Origin of the sequence: Demequina pelophila, from assembly GCF_000971175.1 — a bacterium.
Classification (GTDB): domain Bacteria; phylum Actinomycetota; class Actinomycetes; order Actinomycetales; family Demequinaceae; genus Demequina; species Demequina pelophila.
On sequence record NZ_BBLY01000001.1, the window covers coordinates 611,563 to 627,606 of the forward strand.

Genomic DNA, 16,044 nt, shown 5'->3' on the forward strand with positions numbered 1-16,044 from the left:
TCGTCGATGGTCCCGGGCACCCGGACGGGCGCCGGCGGACCCTCAGAGGAACGAGCCGGACAAGCGGGACTATTCCGCGATGCCCACCGGCTCGGCGTGTCGCACCGGCCCCACCTTGTCGCGGTAGCAGCGGCCGCACAGCGACTCGTACGAGGCCTGCTGGCCGTCGATCGCGACCTGCGCGCCGTGCGAGACGAACTCACCGCCCACCAGGCGGGCGTTGAAGATCGCCTTGGACCCGCATCGGCAGATGGTCTTCAGCTCCTCGATGGAGTGCGCGATCTCGAGCAGGCGCAGCGAGCCCGGGAAGGACCGCGTCATGAAGTCGCCGCGCAGGCCGTAACAGAGCACCGGCACGCCGTGGCCCACTGCGACCTCGAACGCCTGATCCACCTGGTCCGCGGTGAGGAACTGGGCCTCGTCCACGAACACGGCGTCGATGCGGTCCAGGGGACGATGCGCGGCGAGCCTGTCGAGGAACGAGTCCTCCGCGCCGAGCAGCACGTCGACGGAGCGCTCGACACCGATCCGGGAGGAGACGGACTCCCCGGCCTTGGTGTCGATGCCCGGCTTGACGATGACGGGGTGCTGGTCGCGCTCCTCGTAGTTGTACGCGGCCGTGAGCAGCAGCGCGGACTTCGACGAGTTCATCGCGCCGTAGCGGAAGTACAGCTTGGCCACCGGTTCTCCTTCACTTGCCCCACGGGGAACGCCGACGAGCGTACCGGCCCCGCCGGCACGCCCCGGACGGGATCAGACGCCGTCCTCCGCCTCGAGCGCACCCGTGAGCAGCGCCACCAGCGCCTCGAGCTGAACGTCGGAGACGGCGTCGCCGTCCTCGATGACCGCGCCGTCCAGCGCCCGCGCGGCGAGGTTGGACTTGCTGTCGATGAGCTCCGCGATGGCCGCGTCGATGGTCTGCGCGGCGATGATGCGCCACGCGGTGACGGGCTCGGTCTGGCCGATGCGGTGGATGCGGTCGATCGCCTGGGTCTGCTCCGCGTCGGTCCAGGACAGCTCGGCGAGCACCAGGTTCGAGGCGACCTGCAGGTTGAGACCCACGCCGGCGGCCATGAGCGAGCACACCGCGACCTGCACGTCGGGGTCCTCCTGGAAGGCCTTGACGTTGCGGTCGCGCGCGGCGCCGGTCTGGTCGCCGCGGATCGAGGCGTAGCCGATGCCGCGATCGGCGAAGATCCGCTCGGCCTCGTCCATGACGTCCACGTGCTTGGCGAAGAACACGACCTTGCCCACGTTGCGGGCCAGCTGGGCCGCGTAGTCGGCGGCCAGCCCGGCCTTCGCCTGGCCGATGCGACGGACCACGGAGAAGACGTTCTCGCCCTTGGTCTTGCCCACCGAGTCCTTGAGCTCGGCCGCGGCGACGCGGCGGGCGACCTCGAGGTCGATCCCGGCCACCGCATCGTCCCCGGTCCCGGCGCCAGGGACGGCGCCGTGCCCCGTGGCCATGACGGCCCGGTAGCGCTCGACCATGCGCCGTGCGAGCTCCGCCTCGGCCGCGCGGATGGAGCGCCCCACGGCGCCGTCGAGCTCGACCGGAAGGTCCGCGACACGGCGCGCGGGAATGTCCGCGGCGACGTCGACCTTGCGGCGGCGGACGATGCCCATGTCGACCACCGCGGAGCGCGCCGCCGGGGCGAAGGCGCGGTTGACCGGGGTCACGCCGATCTCCTCGAGCCGGGTCATGAGCGGGCCCAGCGGCTTGTCGTCGTCGATCCAGCCGAGCAGTTGCCAGATGGCGCGGAAGTCCTCGATGTCGTTGATGAGGGGCGTGCCCGTGAGAGCCATCATGAGCGGGTGCGCGGTGCGCTCGCGGATGCGGTCCGCGATCTCGAGCGCGTGCTGGGAGCGCTGGGAGGTCTTGTTCTTGATGAAGTGCGCCTCGTCGACGACCATGCCCTGGAAGCCCAGCTCGCCCATCCAGCCCACGTGGCGGTCGAGGATCGCGTAGTTGACGATGACCACGTCGGCGAACGCGTCGACGGTGTTGCCGTCGCCGTGGACCACGGTGGCGCGGCGGCCGGGCAGCCACATCTCGACCTCGTGCGCCCAGTTGCTCTTCACGACGTTCGGCGCCACGACCAGCAGCGGGAAGGCGTTCGCCGCCTGCGCGGCCAGCAGGGCCTGCGCGGTCTTGCCCAGGCCGGGCTCGTCGGCGAGCAGGAAGGTCCGGTGGCCGCGGGCCGCGGCGGCGACGAGCGCCGCCTGGTGGGGCATGAGCTCGCGACCCGGGGGCACGCCCATGCGGGCCGCGAGGGCGGGGCCGGGCGCGGGCAGATCCATGCACGACGGGGTGCCGGAGGTGTCGGTCTCGAAGGACCGGAACAGCGGCTCGAGGAGCTCCCAGCCGGCCAGGCGCAGCGGCTCGACCGTCTGGCGGGCCGCCGCGACGGAGAAGTCCGGGGCGAGGAACGGGTTGACCATCTGGCGCTGCAGGACCGACTGGGGCACCACGCGCTTGTCCGCGCCCGGGGGCGGCGGCGTGGGCGCGACCGGCTCGGGCTCCTCGGGGGCCTCGCGGCCGGCGGCGCGCAGGACGGTGGCCTTGTACTCGCGGGCCGCGTCGGTGACGCGCGCGTCGTCGGCGAGCAGCGACAGCAGGGACGTGTCGCGGGCGGCGGTCTTCGCGAGCATGGTGGCGATGCCGTCGAGGCGCTTGAGTTCCTGCTCGCGCTTGGCCTGGGTGAGGTCCTCGTCGGTCTTGACGCGGGCGCGCTCCTCGCGGATCAGCTGCGCGACCACCTGGAACTTGGTGCGCACCGCGGGCCGCGTCGGGGGTCGCTTGACCGTGCCGTCGACCTCCCTCGCGAGCCCCGCGAGGACTCCGATCAGGTCCTTGGGTGCGGGACGCGCGGAACGGCCCCGTGATCGGGTGCCCGCCGACGACCGCCCGCTGCGGCCACCACCACTACGCGCCAAGGCGCCTCCTTCGTCGTTCCCACGCCGGCGTGCTCCGCCGCGCGGTACAGCATCGTTCGCCGGGACGCACGCACCGAAGCGTGCGGTGCCCGGGCCTCCGTGGCCGGACCTCCACCCGTGGTGCCGGGGCCTCCCGCCGGTGGGACCTGCCCGGCGGATGCGGGTCGATCCGCGCTCCGTGCACCTTCGTCGAGTGTCGTCACTACGACGAAACCCCCGCAACCCTGGTTCAGAAGGGAGATACGGGGGTTGTGTCCTGGTGGGCGATACTGGGATCGAACCAGTGACCTCTTCCGTGTCAGGGAAGCGCGCTACCGCTGCGCCAATCGCCCATGCGAGGTGGGTACGGGATTCGAACCCGTGTATACGGCTTTGCAGGCCGCTGCCTCGCCTCTCGGCCAACCCACCGCGGTACCAACCGAGGTTGGCGTCGAACTACGAGCGGACGACGGGACTCGAACCCGCGACCCTCACCTTGGCAAGGTGATGCTCTACCAACTGAGCCACGTCCGCGTGTCAGGGCGTTGCCCCGACGAGAGATAGAGATTAGCCCACAACCCCGGGCAAGCCAAATCGGTGCCCGGAGGCGCGTCGCGGGGGCCTCCGGGGCGCGCACTACCGTGGGTCCGTGACCTGGGAGAGCGACCCGCGACGGGCCGGCAGCGCCGCCTTCCGCGGCGTGCGCGCGGCCGGCGTGGACGCGCATGCGGACCTCGCCGTCGACGGCGCCCGGGTGGCCGCCGGGGGCTTCTGGGTGGTCGTGGGGAGCTTCGAGGGGCGCCTCGACGCCTGGCGCATGGACCGGGTCACCAGGGACGATGCGGCGGAGACCCCGTCCGGACGCTCCTGGGAGGGGCCGGACGGCCGCGCCTGGTCGAGCAGTCTGGACCGCGCCGGCTACCTGGCGGGGGTGGAGGCGATCCGTCGGGACATCCGCGACGGCGAGGCCTATCAGGTGAACCTGTGCCGGATGCTCGAGGCGCGGCTGCCCGCGGCCGCCCCGGGGCCGGACGCCGTGGCCCTCGCGGAGCGCCTCGCGGCCGGCAACCCCGCCCGGCACGCGGCGCGCATCGTCGTCCCGGAGGCGCCCGGCCGGCCGGGCGCCTGGGTGGTCTCCGCAAGCCCCGAGCTTTACCTGCGCGTCTCCGGCACGACGGTCGAGTCGAGTCCCATCAAGGGCACGTGCGCGCCCGGCGAGGCGATGCTGCCCAAGGACGACGCGGAGAACGTGATGATCACGGACCTGATCCGCAACGACCTCTCGCACGTCGCCCGGCCGGGGTCGGTGCGCGTGCCGGAGCTGCTGGGGCTCCACGAGCACCCCGGGCTGGTGCACCTGCAGTCGACCGTCGCCGCGGAGCTCGCGCCCGAGTACGACTGGACCCCCGCGCTGTGGCCCGCGCTGCTCGACGGCACGTTCCCGCCCGGCTCCGTGTCCGGCGCCCCCAAGTCGAGCGCCCTGCGCATCATCGCCCGCGAGGAGCCCGTCGCCCGCGGGCCGTACTGCGGGGCGATCGGGTGGATCGACGCCGACCGCCGCGAGGCCGAGCTGGCCGTGGGCATCCGCACGTTCGCGTGGTCGCCCGAGCGCGGCGGGGTGCTGCGCTTCGGCACCGGGGCCGGGATCACGTGGGGGTCCGACCCCGCCGGCGAGTGGGAGGAGACCGAGCTCAAGGCGCGTCGCTTGATCGCCCTGGCCTCCGCCACGAGGATGTCCGCATGAGACAGGTGGTGTGGGCCGCGGGCGCCCTGCGAGACCCGGACGAGCCGATCCTCACGGCGGCTGACCACGGACTCACCGTGGGCGACGGCGTGTTCGAGACCCTCGAGGTGGTCGACGGGCGGGCGTTCGGGCTCGCGCGCCACCTGGAGAGGATGCATCGTTCGGCGTCGCGCATCGGCCTTCGCGTGGACGATGCGGCGGTGCGCGACGGCGTCTCCGCCGTGCTCGCGGCCGCGCCGGGTCTGACCCGGCTGCGCATCACGGTGACCTCGGGGCCCGGGCCCATGAGCTCCGCGCGCGGCGACGGCCCCGGCGTCGTGGTGGTGACCGCCAACGACGGCGCCCCGCCCGCCGAATGCCGCGCCGTGCGCTCGCCCTGGCGGCGCAACGAGCGCTCGCCGCTCGCCGGGGTGAAGAGCACCTCCTATGCGGAGAACGTGGTGATGATGGAGTTCGCGCGCGAGCGCGGCGCCGACGAGGCGCTCATGGCCAACACCGCGGGCGACCTGTGCGAGGGCACGGCGACCAACGTCTTCGTCGAGCGCGGGAGAGAGATCCTCACGCCGCCGCTCGAGGCCGGTTGCCTCGCCGGCATCACCCGCGGGCTCGCCCTCGAGTGGGGCGCGGACGCGGGGCTGCCGATGCGGGAGGCCGCGCCGGGCGAGCTGCCCTTCTCCGTGCTCGACGAGGTGGCCGACGGGCGAGCCTTCGCCGCCGTGACGTCGTCGACGCGGCGCGTGCAGCCGCTGGTGTCCCTGGATGGCGCGGAGCTCGCGCCCGGACCGCTGCTGAGCCGACTCGCGGAGGCATTCGACGAGCGGGCCGGGGCCGATTCCGACCCGCCGGCGCGTCGGGTGTCATGACCACCCCGCGAGAGGCGCTATAGTTGTCTCTCGCACAAGGGCGATTGGCGCAGGGGTAGCGCGCTTCCTTCACACGGAAGAGGTCACTGGTTCGATCCCAGTATCGCCCACCACGCACGGCCCTCGGAGACATCCGGGGGCCTTCGTCGTCTCCGGGGGGCCTGCGCGCACGACGCTCCCCCGAGACCCGGCCCGGCGCGTCGCCCTCCAGGCCTCGCGGAGCCCCGCCCGGCGTGACCCTTGTCACGGCTCGACCGCGACACGCGGCGTGTCCGTGTCGCCCGCGCAGTTGAATATCAGGTAAAGTGTTCGACGGCCCTGATCGAGAGATCGGGACCGCGCGGACGTGGCTCAGTTGGTAGAGCATCACCTTGCCAAGGTGAGGGTCGCGGGTTCGAGTCCCGTCGTCCGCTCGAGGAAGGTTCTCCCGTTCCCGGCACCGCCGACGGACGCGAGGGCCGGATTCACCCCCCGGGCGATTGGCGCAGCGGTAGCGCGCTTCCCTGACACGGAAGAGGTCACTGGTTCGATCCCAGTATCGCCCACGCGGACGTGGCTCAGTTGGTAGAGCATCACCTTGCCAAGGTGAGGGTCGCGGGTTCGAGTCCCGTCGTCCGCTCCACTGGGGCCCTCCTTCGGGAGGGCCCCTTCTTCGTGTCCGGGGACGATGCATGGCGCACCCTGGCAACAAGCCAGGCCGCTCGCTTTCCTAACCTTCCGTTCACCTGGGCCTGCTACGGTCCCACCAGTCCTGCACCGGCGCGCCGCCGGGAGCGGTGCGTCCGCCCCGACTTGGAAGGCGCGCCATGCCGCTCACTCTTCACCTCGTCCGCCACGGCCGCACCGTGTACAACACGGAGCACCGCTTCCAGGGCTGGTGCGACTCCCCCATCACGTCCTTCGGGCTGGAGGGCGTCCGCGAGACGGCGGCCGCGCTGGCCGACGTGCCCTTCGTCGCCGCGTACGCGAGCCCGCTGGGCCGCACCGTGGCGACCGCGCGCGAGATCCTGCGCTTCCACCCCGGGCTGCGCCTGGTGACGGACGCGGACCTGCGCGAACTGAACTTCGGCGAACTCGAGGGCGCCCTCGAGGCCCCGTTCTGGGCCGAGCACGACCACCACGAGTTCTGGACCGCCATGATCGACGGCTCCCACCCCGGCCTGCCCGGCGGCGAGAGCTCGCAGGAGTTCCGCACCCGCGCCGCGCGCGCATTCGACCGGATCGCCGCCGCCCACCCGGACGGCGACGTCCTCGTGGTCGCCCATGGCGCGCTGCTGCGCATGCACCTCACGCTCACGGAGCTCGCGTCGGGCGTCACCCCGACCGCCACTCCCCTGGCCAACGCGTCCGTCTCGCGCATCGTCATCGACAACGGCGCGGCGCGAGTGGCGGCCGTCGGAGAGGTGCCGGAGCCCGCGCTCGTCGGCTAGGGCGTGCCGTCGGGCGCGTGCGCCTGGCGACGTCGGACCACGAGCCCTGCTGCGGTGACCGCGGCGCCGACGGCGACGATCACGCCGGACGGCACCAGCCAGTCGGACCGCAGGTTCTCCTGGTACATGGCGCGTCCCTCGGCCATGATCGCGTCGAGCTCCTCGCGGGTGCCCTCCCAGACCACGGGGCCTCGTTCGCCGGCCAGTGCGCTCCACACCTCGGGCGCATCGACCGGGTCCTCGACGCCCACGGCGGCGAAGGAGCCCGCCTGCGACTCGGACGCCACGGTTCCGTTGGAACTCGCGAACCATGCGGACACCGCCCAGACTCCTACGCCCAGGAGGCCCACGGCGACCACGACGATTCCAGTGATCAGCAGGGCGACGCCGCTCCTGCGTGTGGGTGCGGCCGCGCCCCGTTCAGTCGTGCCGGCCATCGTTCTCACCTCCCTCCCTCACCATCGAGGTGGAAGTCCCACCTCCTCAGTCTACGCCGGGGTGCATGGCCGACCTGCGGTCTCCGCGGGCGGCGGCGGCGCGCCCGCCCTAGGCTGAACGTGTACGACCTCCCCGCACGCGATGAGGCCGTCCGTGGCCCGGCGACGACGACGGAGCGGCCCGCGCCGGCGGCATCGGCAACCCCATCTGAGCGACCCTCGTCGCCGCGGCGCGGCCCCCAGCTGGGGGCCGCGCCGCTGTCGCGTCGCCGGGCCGTCGCGGGCCGGCGTGGACCGTGTCGGGACGATGCGCAGATCAGCGACGGCCGAGCCTCTCCGGGTCCAGGTCGATCCTCCGCAGCAGCTGGGCGTTGAGGGCCACCACGATCGTGGACAGGCTCATCGCGATCGCGGCGACCGCCGGAGGCATGGTGACCCCCACCGGTGCGAGCACCCCGGCCGCGACGGGGATCGCGACCAGGTTGTAGCCCGTCGCCCAGGCGAGGTTCTGACGCATCTTCCGATAGGTCGCGCGGCTCAGCTCGATCACGCCGAGGACACCGCGAGGATCGGAACTCGCGAGCACCACACCCGCGGCCTCCATCGCGACGTCGGTGCCCGCGCCGATCGCGAGCCCGACGTCCGCGCGCGCGAGCGCCGGCGCATCGTTCACGCCGTCGCCGACCATGGCCACCGCCCTTCCCTTGCTCTGGAGGTCGGCGACAGCGTCGTCCTTGTCATCCGGGAGGACTTCGGCGAACACATCGTCGATGCCCAGTTCGCTCGCGACGGCATCCGCGACCGCGCGGGCGTCGCCGGTGATCAGGGCGACCGAGACCCCGCGGTCGTGCAACGCATCGACGACCGCACGCGACTCGTCCCGGACCGGGTCGACGGTGGTGAAGGCACCGACGACCTCACCGTCGACGACGACGTGAAGCACCGCGCCGCCCTGGTCGCGCCAGTCGTCCGCCGCATCGTCCAGACCGGAAGGCGCCCGGGCGCCCAGTTCCTCGAGGAGCGCGGGCCCGCCGACGGCGACCTCGGACCCATCGACCCGGGCGCGGACGCCCTTCCCCGGGATGGTGTCCGTACCGTCGGAGGTGGGGACGTCCAGGTCGCGATCCTTCGCCGCCGCCACGACGGCTCGCCCGATCGGGTGCTCGGAGTCGGATTCGACCGCGGCAGCGAGGGTGAGCACCCGGTCCTCGTCCCACCCGTCCGCGGTGGCGACCTCGGTGAGCCGGTGCGAGCCCACGGTCAGGGTGCCGGTCTTGTCGAAGAGCACGGAGTCGACCGTGCGCATGGCCTCGAGCGCGGCGGTGTCCTTGATCAGGATGCCGTGCTTGGCGCTCTCGGACGTCGAGATCGCGATCACGAGCGGGATCGCGAGGCCGAGTGCGTGGGGGCAGGCGACGACCAGAACCGAAACCGCCGCGGTCAGCCCGCCCGTCGGATCACCGAGCAGCAGATGCACGACGAGAGTGACGGCCGCGGAGCCGAGAGCGATCCAGAACAGCCAGGCGGCCGCGCGGTCGGCCAGACGTCGTGTGCCGGATCGGCTGTTCTGCGCATCGGCGACCATGCGCTGGATCCCGGCGAGCGCGGTGCCGTCGCCGGTCGCGGTGACCTCGACGCGCAGCGAGCCGTCGGTCGCGACCGTGCCGGCGACCACGCGATCGCCCTCCGACTTCGAGACCGGGGCCGACTCTCCCGTGATCATGGACTCGTCGATGCTCGCGTCGCCGCGCACGATGTCGCCGTCCGCCGGGACCCGACCACCCGGTCGGACGACGACGATGTCTCCCTCGGCCAGGTCGCCGATCGCCACGTGGTCGGTGGCGTCTCCGTCGTCCGTGACGCGCTCCGCGTCGTCCGGCAGGAGCTCGGCGAGCGCCGCGAGGGCGCCCCGCGCCTGGCCGACGGCCTTCATCTCCTGCCAGTGGCCGAGCAGCATGATCACGATCAGCCCCGCGAGCTCCCACCAGAAATGGAAGCCGCCGATGCCGAAGGTGCCTGCGGCGCTCGCCAAAAATGCGGTCGTGATCGCGAGCGAGATGAGCGTCATCATCCCGGGCCTGCGCTGGGTCAGCTCGTCCCTCCAGGCCATCGACAGGAACGGCCAGCCGCCCCAGGCGAAGATGACCGTCCCGAGCACCGGCGGGATCCATGCGGAGCCCGGGAGGTCGTAGCCGAACCAGCCCTCGACCATCGTGCTCGTCGCGATGACCGGGATCGCGAGCACGACGTTCCACCAGAAGTCGCGACGGAATAGGTCGGCGTGGCCGGAGTGGTCGGCGTCGTGAGCGGAGTGGTCGGCGTGATCCTCGGCGTGGCCCTCGTGATCGGCGTGGCCCGAGCCGTCAGTTGTCACTGTGCCCCGGTGGTCGCCGTGATCCATGAAAACCTCCTGGTCTCTTCAACAGTTCAGCACGCTACTCCTTCCATCTCGCTGGAAGGTCAAGCCTTGCTCGCGGTGATGGATGATCGTTTCGACCGGAATGTCAGACCCCTTTGATTGGCTGTACACATGCGGATCACCGCCTCCGGAGTCGAGCGCGATGCCGCTGGGGTGCGCGCGTTCGTCGGCCGCGAGGACCGCTCGCTGACCGACGAGGATCTCCTCGACTTGGCGAAGGCGGTCGCCCCGCTCAAGAGGCGTGCGGACGTCGTGGGCGCGATCGCCGGCGGCGAGCGCGCCGAGGACGCAGCAGGGCCGGCGCGGCCCGTCGTGGTTCCCGGGACACCGATGGAAGGCTGTCGAAGGACAAGGCGGCGCGCCCGCCCTAGGCTGAACGTGTACGACCTCCCCGCACGCGATGAGGCCGTCCGTGGCCCGGCGACGACGACGGAGCGGCCCGGAAGGGACCGTCATGCGCGCCCTCGTGTCCCCCGGCGCCCGGTCGGGGACGCGTGCCTGGACGGCGGCAGCGGGCGCCTGCGTCCTCGTTCTCGCAGGATGCCTGGGCAACGACTTCGCTGCGGGCGGGCTCGCCGTGGAGAAGGGAGACCACGGGTGGCTGCTGGCGATCGAGCCCGACGAGACCGTCGACGTGGGTCTCCTGGGCAGCAATGCGCATCCGGACGCCCAGTGGAGCGTCGTCGACTTCGACGACGAGGTGATCACGCTGACGGACACGGCGGTGATCCCGCCTCCCACCGATCAGGTCCAGGCCCCGTCCGGCGAGTCCAACCCCGGTGACGACGAGGATCCCGGTCCGTCGGCGGACCCGGGCACTCCCCGGTTCCTCGCCACCGAGACGGAGTTCACCTTCACCGGATCCGCGCTGGGCACCTCTCCCCTGCGCTTCGAGCTCACTGCCGGCGGCGAGCGCATCGACGTCGCCGAGTACACCGTCGAGGTGGTCGAGGACGCGTGCGGTGCCCCCACCGCGGCCATCCCCAACCGTTGCTACGACGCCATCGGATTCGGCGGCGCTGCGCCCGTGACGTCGGAGCTCGACTACGGCCAGGAGATCGCGGTCGCGGACGGAGCCTCGGCGTCCGTCATCCTCCGGGCGGCCGCGCTCCACCCCGACACCCCGTGGGAGGTCACCGCCTATGACGATGCGGTGGTCGCGGTCGACGGCCCGATCCCGTTGGGGCCCGCACGCGCGCCGGGAGACTTCAGCGAGCTGGATCCGACCGCGGCGCACTCCTTCCTTCAGGCGTGGGAGTTCCGCATCACCGGCGTCGGCGACGGACGGACCACGCTCGTGCTCGACCTGACCGCCGACGGCCTGCTCATCGACACGTTCGAGGCGACCATCGTCGCGACCGGCGGGTAGGCGCCGGACGCACCACGGGGCCGGCCGCCGCAGCGACCGGCCCCGCGTTCAGCACGCCCGCGCTACGCGGAGACGAGCTCCTTCGCGCCCATGGGCACGATGTTCGCGCCGCGGGTGCGGATCACCTCGGCGTACCAGTCGAAGGACTTCTTCTTGTAGCGCTCGAGGGTGCCCGAGCCGTCGTCGTTGCGGTCCACGTAGATGAAGCCGTAGCGCTTGGACAGCTGCGCGGTGGACGCCGACACCAGGTCGATGGGTCCCCACGTGGTGTAGCCCAGCAGCTCGACGCCGTCCTCGATCGCCTCGGCCACCTGGTCCAGGTGGTCGTTGAGGTAGGCGATGCGGTAGTCGTCCTCGACGGTCTTGACGCCGTCCACCTCGACCAGCTGGTCCTTGGCGCCCAGTCCGTTCTCGACGATGAACAGCGGCTTCTGCCACCGGTCCCAGAACTGGTTGAGCACGATGCGCAGGCCCTGCGGGTCGATCTGCCAGCCCCACTCCGACGCCTCGAGGTGCGGGTTGGGGATGCCCATCATGATGTTGCCGGCGGCGTTGGCCTTGACCTCGGGGTCGCCGGACTCGCACATGGACATGTAGTAGGAGAAGGACACGAAGTCGACCGTGTGCTTGAGGTCCTCGACGTCCTGCTCGGTGATGTCGAGCTCGATGCCGTTCTCACGGAAGAAGCGCTTCGCGTAGCCCGGATACTCGCCGCGCGTGTGCACGTCGGAGAACATGAGGTTCGCGTGGTCGGCCTTCATGACCGCGACCGCGTCGTCCGGGTTGGGCGTGAGCGGGTAGATGGGCATCGAGATGACCATGCAGCCGATCTGCAGCTCCGGGTTGATCTCGTGGGCGACGCGGGTGACGCGCGCGGAGGCCACGAGCTCGTGGTGGATCGCCTGGTAGAGGTCGTTGACCGGGAGCTCGGACTTGGGGGTGTTGATGCCGCCCGAGCCGAACGGGATGTGCAGCACCGAGTTGATCTCGTTGAACGTCAGCCAGTACTTGACGCGGTCGCCGTAGCGCTCGAAGCAGGTCCGGGCGTAGCGCTCGAAGAAGCCGATGAGGTCGCGCGAGCGCCAGCCGTCGTACTTCTCGGCGAGGTGCAGCGGGGTCTCGTAGTGCGACAGCGTGATGAGCGGCTCGATGCCGTGCTTCTCGAGCTCGTCGAGCACGCGGTCGTAGAACGCGAGGCCCTCCTCGTTCGGCTCGGCCTCGTCGCCCAGCGGGAAGATGCGGCTCCACGCGATCGAGAAGCGGAACACCTTGAAGCCCATCTCCGCGAGCAGCGCGATGTCCTCCGCGTAGCGGTGGTAGAAGTCGACTCCCTCGAGCTTGAGGTTGTCGGCGGTCGGGCCGGCGACGCGGTCGAACATGATGCCCTGGGGCGTCACGTCCTGGATCGACAGGCCCTTGCCGCCGTCGGCGTAGGCGCCCTCGATCTGGTTGGCGGCGGTGGCGCCGCCCCACAGGAAGCCCTCCGGGAAGCGTGCGGTGGTCATGGTGAGTCCTCTCTGGTGGTGGGTAGGGTCCGGCCCGGGACGATGCGCGGGCCGGGAAATCTGTGAGGTTGAGTGCGAGGTTCGGCGGGCGGGTCAGCGGCGGGCGCCCACGCCGGCGCACACCGTCGCGTGGAGCGCGTCGAGCCCCGCGGCGGGCGCGACGTGCACCTCGCGGCCCTGGCGGATCGCGATGCTCACGCCGGGGAGCGCGCCGATGGCGTCGACGTCGGCGTCCTCGGGGCGGAGGAGGCGAAGCCGCAGCCGGACCAGGCACCGTCCCACGTGCTCGACGTTGTCGACGCCGCCGGCCAGGGTGATGACCGCCGACGCGAGCAGGATCGTGTCAGCTTGCACGGGCGACGCCCGCCTCGCGCAGGCCCGCCGTGAGGCGGATGACGTGGATGGTGAGGTAGAGCACCTCGCCCGCCTTGACCTCCCAGCCGTAGCGCTCGCCGATGAAGGTGGCCAGGCGCTCGGCCACGGCGTACTCCCTCGGCTGGGTGAGCCGGATGGCCTGGGTGAGCTCGGGCGTCTCGTCGTCGCGCGCGGCGCCCTTGGCCCCGCGGGCATACAGGTAGCGCAGGTGGGTGACGAAGCGGGCGACGGCGTTCTCGTCGTGGCCGAGCGCCTCGCCGTACTCCTCGCGGATGATCTCGAGCACCCGCGCGAGCACCTGCGTCATGTCGACGGTGGCCTGGATGTCGCGCGCGCCGAACTGCGCGTTGACGAAGTGCAGGGCGAGCGGCACGGCCTCGATGTCCGGCAGCGCCACGCCCCGATCCGCCTCGACCATGGCGAGCGCGCGGCGCGCGAAGGCGAGCTCGGCCGGGTACAGGGACATGACCTCCCACTTGAGCGGGTAGTCGGTCAGCGCGGCTCCCTCCCCGGCACGGCGCAGGGCGAAGCTGATGTGGTCGGCCAGCGGCACCAGGACGTGCTCGGTGACGTGGTCGCCCAGGACACGTCGGCCCTCGTCCACGATCCTCGAGGTGAGGTCGAGGTCCGCGGCCGGAATCTCGTCGATGAGGGCGACGATGCGCTCGGCGGACGCGCCCTCGGAGGGAACGAAGCGCCGCTCGATGAGCGACTCGTCGACCAGGTCGCCGCGCCGCGCCTGGAAGCCCACGCCGCGCCCGAAGACGACGAACTCGGCGCCCGCCTCGTCGACTCCGAGCACCACGGAATTATTAAAGATCTTCGCGATCCGCATCGATCACTCGCTCCTGTGTGTGTTCCCAGCGGGAACCCTGCGTGGGGGGCGCCGGAAGCGACGCCACGTACAAGTGTGAGGTCCCCGCGCCGGGCCGGGGCACCCGGCGCGGGAGACCTTTGTCACATCAGCGGGAGACCGTGAGCAGGTCGCCCTCGCCGGCGACGGCGCCCGTGGCGGCCACGGCCACCGCGTCGGCCTCGTCGGCGTTGGTCACGAGCACCACCGTGGTGGTGTCGAAGCCGGCGGCCTTGACGGCGGCCAGGTCGACCTGCGCGAGCTGCTGCCCGCGGACCACGGTGTCGCCCTGCGCGACCTTCGAGGCGAAGTGCTTGCCGTCGAGCTTGACGGTGTCGATGCCCACGTGCACGAGCACCTCGACGCCGGCGGCGGTGCGGATGCCGTACGCGTGCGGCATGACCGTGACGAGCTCACCGGCGACCGGCGCGGTGATGACGCCCGACGCGGGCAGGACGCCCGCGCCCTGGCCGAGCGCGCCCGACGAGAACACCTTGTCGTTGACCTCGGCGAGCGGGATCACGGTGCCGGCCACGGGGGCGGCGACGGTGACGGGGCCCGCCTCGACCTCGGCCGCGTCCTTGGCCTCGTCCTCGTCGGTGGTGGCCGGGAGGTCCTTGAAGCCCAGGAAGAAGGTCAGCGAGAAGGCGATGACCATGGCGAGGCCGGTGCCCAGCAGCTGCATGCCGAAGTTGCCGATGTTGATGGTCGACACGACGGTCAGGGCCGACGGGAGGACGAAGCCGTCCGCGGCCGAGCCGCCGATCGCGGCGATCGAGCCACCGACGGCGCCGCCGATGACGCCGTAGATGAACGGCTTCTTGAGGCGCAGCGTGACACCGTAGATCGCGGGCTCGGTGATACCGGCCACGATGCCCGACAGCGACGCGGGACCCGCGACGCCCTTGAGGTCCTTGTTCTTGGTCTTGAAGAACACGGCGAGGGCCGCGGCACCCTGCGAGGCGACGGCCGCGAACAGGGGGCCGGTGAGGAGCGAGTAGCCCACGGTGGTGAGGCCGACCATGAACAGCGGCAGAAGCGCCCAGTGCAGACCGAAGATGACGAAGACCTGCCAGCCAGCACCCAGGAGCGCACCGCCGACGGCCGGGCTCAGGGCCCACAGGTTGTCGACGACCCACGCGAGGCCGTCACCCAGCAGCGCGGAGAGCGGGCCGATGACCAGGAAGGTGAAGGGCACGACGACGCCGACGACGATCATCGGGTTGATGAAGTTCTTGATCGCCTCGGGCATGAACTTGTCGAGCAACTGCTCGAGCTTCGACTGGACGTACACCGCGAAGATCGCGGGGATGACGGCCGAGAGGTACGCCGGCATGAGCACCGGGATGCCGAAGAAGTCGAGCGCCTCGCCCGAGTCCGCGAACGCCTTGAGCGTGAGCCCGCCGATCGCGTCGATGCCGATGGTCTCCGAGTACAGGAGCGCGCCGACGATCGCGACCGCGACCCACTGGTTCGCCTTGAACTTCTTGGCGGCCGTGATCGCGAGGAACAGCGGCAGGAACTGGAACGTCGCGTCGGAGGCCGCGTAGAAGAGCGCGTAGGTCGTGGTCAGGCCGAAGTCGGCATTGATCGCGACGGCGACGGCCAGCGCGGCCTTGATCAGACCCGTGCCCGCGAGCACCCACAGGAACGGGGTGAAGATGCTGGTGACCAGGTCGATGAGGCGTGCCATGAAGCCGCCCGTGGCGACCGACTCGCCCGCCTTGATGCCCTTGTGGCGGATGATCGCCTGGTAGACCTCGTTGACGGTGTTGCCGATGACCACCTGGAACTGGCCGCCCGACTCCATGACGGTGATGACGCCGCGGGTCGCCTCGACCTTCGCCTTGTCGGCCTTGTCGCGGTCGTTCAGTGCGAAGCGCAGACGGGTCGCGCAGTGGGTCACCGACTTGACGTTCTCGACACCTCCGATCGCTTCCAGGACCGCATCAGCGATCACCTCGTGCTTCGTCGCAGTTGCCACGATTCCTCCTTGAATCAGTTGAGAGGGGACCGCCACTGCCCCAGACATGCAAAAAGACCCGGGATCTCAAGAGGGACAGTGCGACGCAGCGATGCGTCGCACCCTTCTCGAGACCCGGGTCTTGCCTGAAGCAGTAACAATCCCGTGTG

At 71.3% G+C, this 16,044-nt stretch carries 12 protein-coding genes and 7 tRNA genes; 8 read left to right on the forward strand and 11 right to left on the reverse strand.

Annotated elements, in window-relative coordinates:
- Positions 1 to 69: 69 nt before the first annotated feature.
- From AOM03_RS02835 to AOM03_RS02855, 5 genes are all read right to left on the reverse strand, one after another.
- A complete protein-coding gene (locus AOM03_RS02835; protein WP_062378097.1) occupies positions 70 to 681 on the reverse strand; it encodes a thymidine kinase in 612 nt (203 codons plus the stop codon).
- A gap of 72 nt (positions 682 to 753) precedes the next feature.
- A complete protein-coding gene (locus AOM03_RS02840) occupies positions 754 to 2,937 on the reverse strand; it encodes a DEAD/DEAH box helicase (protein WP_062378099.1) in 2,184 nt (727 codons plus the stop codon).
- 257 nt (positions 2,938 to 3,194) lie between these two features.
- A tRNA-Val gene (locus AOM03_RS02845) sits at positions 3,195 to 3,269 on the reverse strand.
- A gap of 5 nt (positions 3,270 to 3,274) precedes the next feature.
- Positions 3,275 to 3,345 (reverse strand) — tRNA-Cys (locus AOM03_RS02850).
- A 32-nt stretch (positions 3,346 to 3,377) separates the two neighbouring features.
- Positions 3,378 to 3,450, reverse strand: a tRNA-Gly gene (locus AOM03_RS02855).
- A 115-nt stretch (positions 3,451 to 3,565) separates the two neighbouring features.
- On the opposite strand from AOM03_RS02855, the gene AOM03_RS02860 reads away from it, so the two are divergent.
- From AOM03_RS02860 to AOM03_RS02890, 7 genes are all read left to right on the forward strand, one after another.
- On the forward strand, positions 3,566 to 4,660 hold the full coding sequence (locus tag AOM03_RS02860) for a chorismate-binding protein (RefSeq protein ID WP_062378102.1): 1,095 nt from the start codon (positions 3,566 to 3,568) through the stop codon (positions 4,658 to 4,660).
- A complete protein-coding gene (locus tag AOM03_RS02865) occupies positions 4,657 to 5,523 on the forward strand; it encodes an aminotransferase class IV (RefSeq protein WP_062378104.1) in 867 nt (288 codons plus the stop codon). The genes AOM03_RS02860 and AOM03_RS02865 overlap by 4 nt, the downstream gene beginning before the upstream one ends.
- A 38-nt stretch (positions 5,524 to 5,561) precedes the next feature.
- A tRNA-Val gene (locus tag AOM03_RS02870) sits at positions 5,562 to 5,636 on the forward strand.
- 227 nt (positions 5,637 to 5,863) lie between these two features.
- Positions 5,864 to 5,936: transfer RNA gene (locus AOM03_RS02875), tRNA-Gly, on the forward strand.
- A 60-nt stretch (positions 5,937 to 5,996) separates the two neighbouring features.
- Positions 5,997 to 6,068: transfer RNA gene (locus AOM03_RS02880), tRNA-Val, on the forward strand.
- Position 6,069: 1 nt separating this feature from the next.
- Positions 6,070 to 6,145, forward strand: a tRNA-Gly gene (locus AOM03_RS02885).
- 184 nt (positions 6,146 to 6,329) lie between these two features.
- Positions 6,330 to 6,953, forward strand: a complete 624-nt coding sequence (locus AOM03_RS02890) for a histidine phosphatase family protein (protein ID WP_062378106.1) — start codon at positions 6,330 to 6,332, stop codon at positions 6,951 to 6,953.
- Here AOM03_RS02890 and AOM03_RS02895 read toward each other — a convergent pair.
- Positions 6,950 to 7,390 carry a hypothetical protein gene (locus tag AOM03_RS02895; RefSeq protein WP_156157588.1) on the reverse strand — a complete coding sequence of 147 codons (441 nt, stop codon included), beginning with the start codon at positions 7,388 to 7,390 and terminating at the stop codon, positions 6,950 to 6,952. The two genes, AOM03_RS02890 and AOM03_RS02895, sit on opposite strands and share 4 nt — an antisense overlap.
- A gap of 316 nt (positions 7,391 to 7,706) precedes the next feature.
- Positions 7,707 to 9,791, reverse strand: a complete 2,085-nt coding sequence (locus tag AOM03_RS02900; RefSeq protein WP_062378110.1) for a heavy metal translocating P-type ATPase — start codon at positions 9,789 to 9,791, stop codon at positions 7,707 to 7,709.
- Positions 9,792 to 10,263: 472 nt separating this feature from the next.
- On the opposite strand from AOM03_RS02900, the gene AOM03_RS02905 reads away from it, so the two are divergent.
- Positions 10,264 to 11,178 (forward strand): hypothetical protein, encoded by a 915-nt coding sequence (locus AOM03_RS02905; RefSeq protein WP_062378112.1) that lies wholly within the window; start codon positions 10,264 to 10,266, stop codon positions 11,176 to 11,178.
- A 62-nt stretch (positions 11,179 to 11,240) separates the two neighbouring features.
- Here AOM03_RS02905 and AOM03_RS02910 read toward each other — a convergent pair whose 3' ends face one another.
- From AOM03_RS02910 to AOM03_RS02925, 4 genes are all read right to left on the reverse strand, one after another.
- On the reverse strand, positions 11,241 to 12,683 hold the full coding sequence (locus AOM03_RS02910) for a glycoside hydrolase family 1 protein (protein ID WP_062378114.1): 1,443 nt from the start codon (positions 12,681 to 12,683) through the stop codon (positions 11,241 to 11,243).
- A gap of 93 nt (positions 12,684 to 12,776) precedes the next feature.
- The gene (locus AOM03_RS02915; RefSeq protein ID WP_062378116.1) at positions 12,777 to 13,037 is read right to left on the reverse strand and encodes a PTS transporter subunit EIIB; all 261 of its coding nucleotides are present in this window, start codon (positions 13,035 to 13,037) and stop codon (positions 12,777 to 12,779) included.
- The gene (locus tag AOM03_RS02920) at positions 13,027 to 13,893 is read right to left on the reverse strand and encodes a PRD domain-containing protein (RefSeq protein ID WP_082092041.1); all 867 of its coding nucleotides are present in this window, start codon (positions 13,891 to 13,893) and stop codon (positions 13,027 to 13,029) included. Before AOM03_RS02920 ends, AOM03_RS02915 begins: the two co-directional genes overlap by 11 nt.
- A gap of 127 nt (positions 13,894 to 14,020) precedes the next feature.
- A complete protein-coding gene (locus AOM03_RS02925) occupies positions 14,021 to 15,895 on the reverse strand; it encodes a beta-glucoside-specific PTS transporter subunit IIABC (RefSeq protein WP_062378121.1) in 1,875 nt (624 codons plus the stop codon).
- Positions 15,896 to 16,044 lie beyond the last annotated feature (149 nt).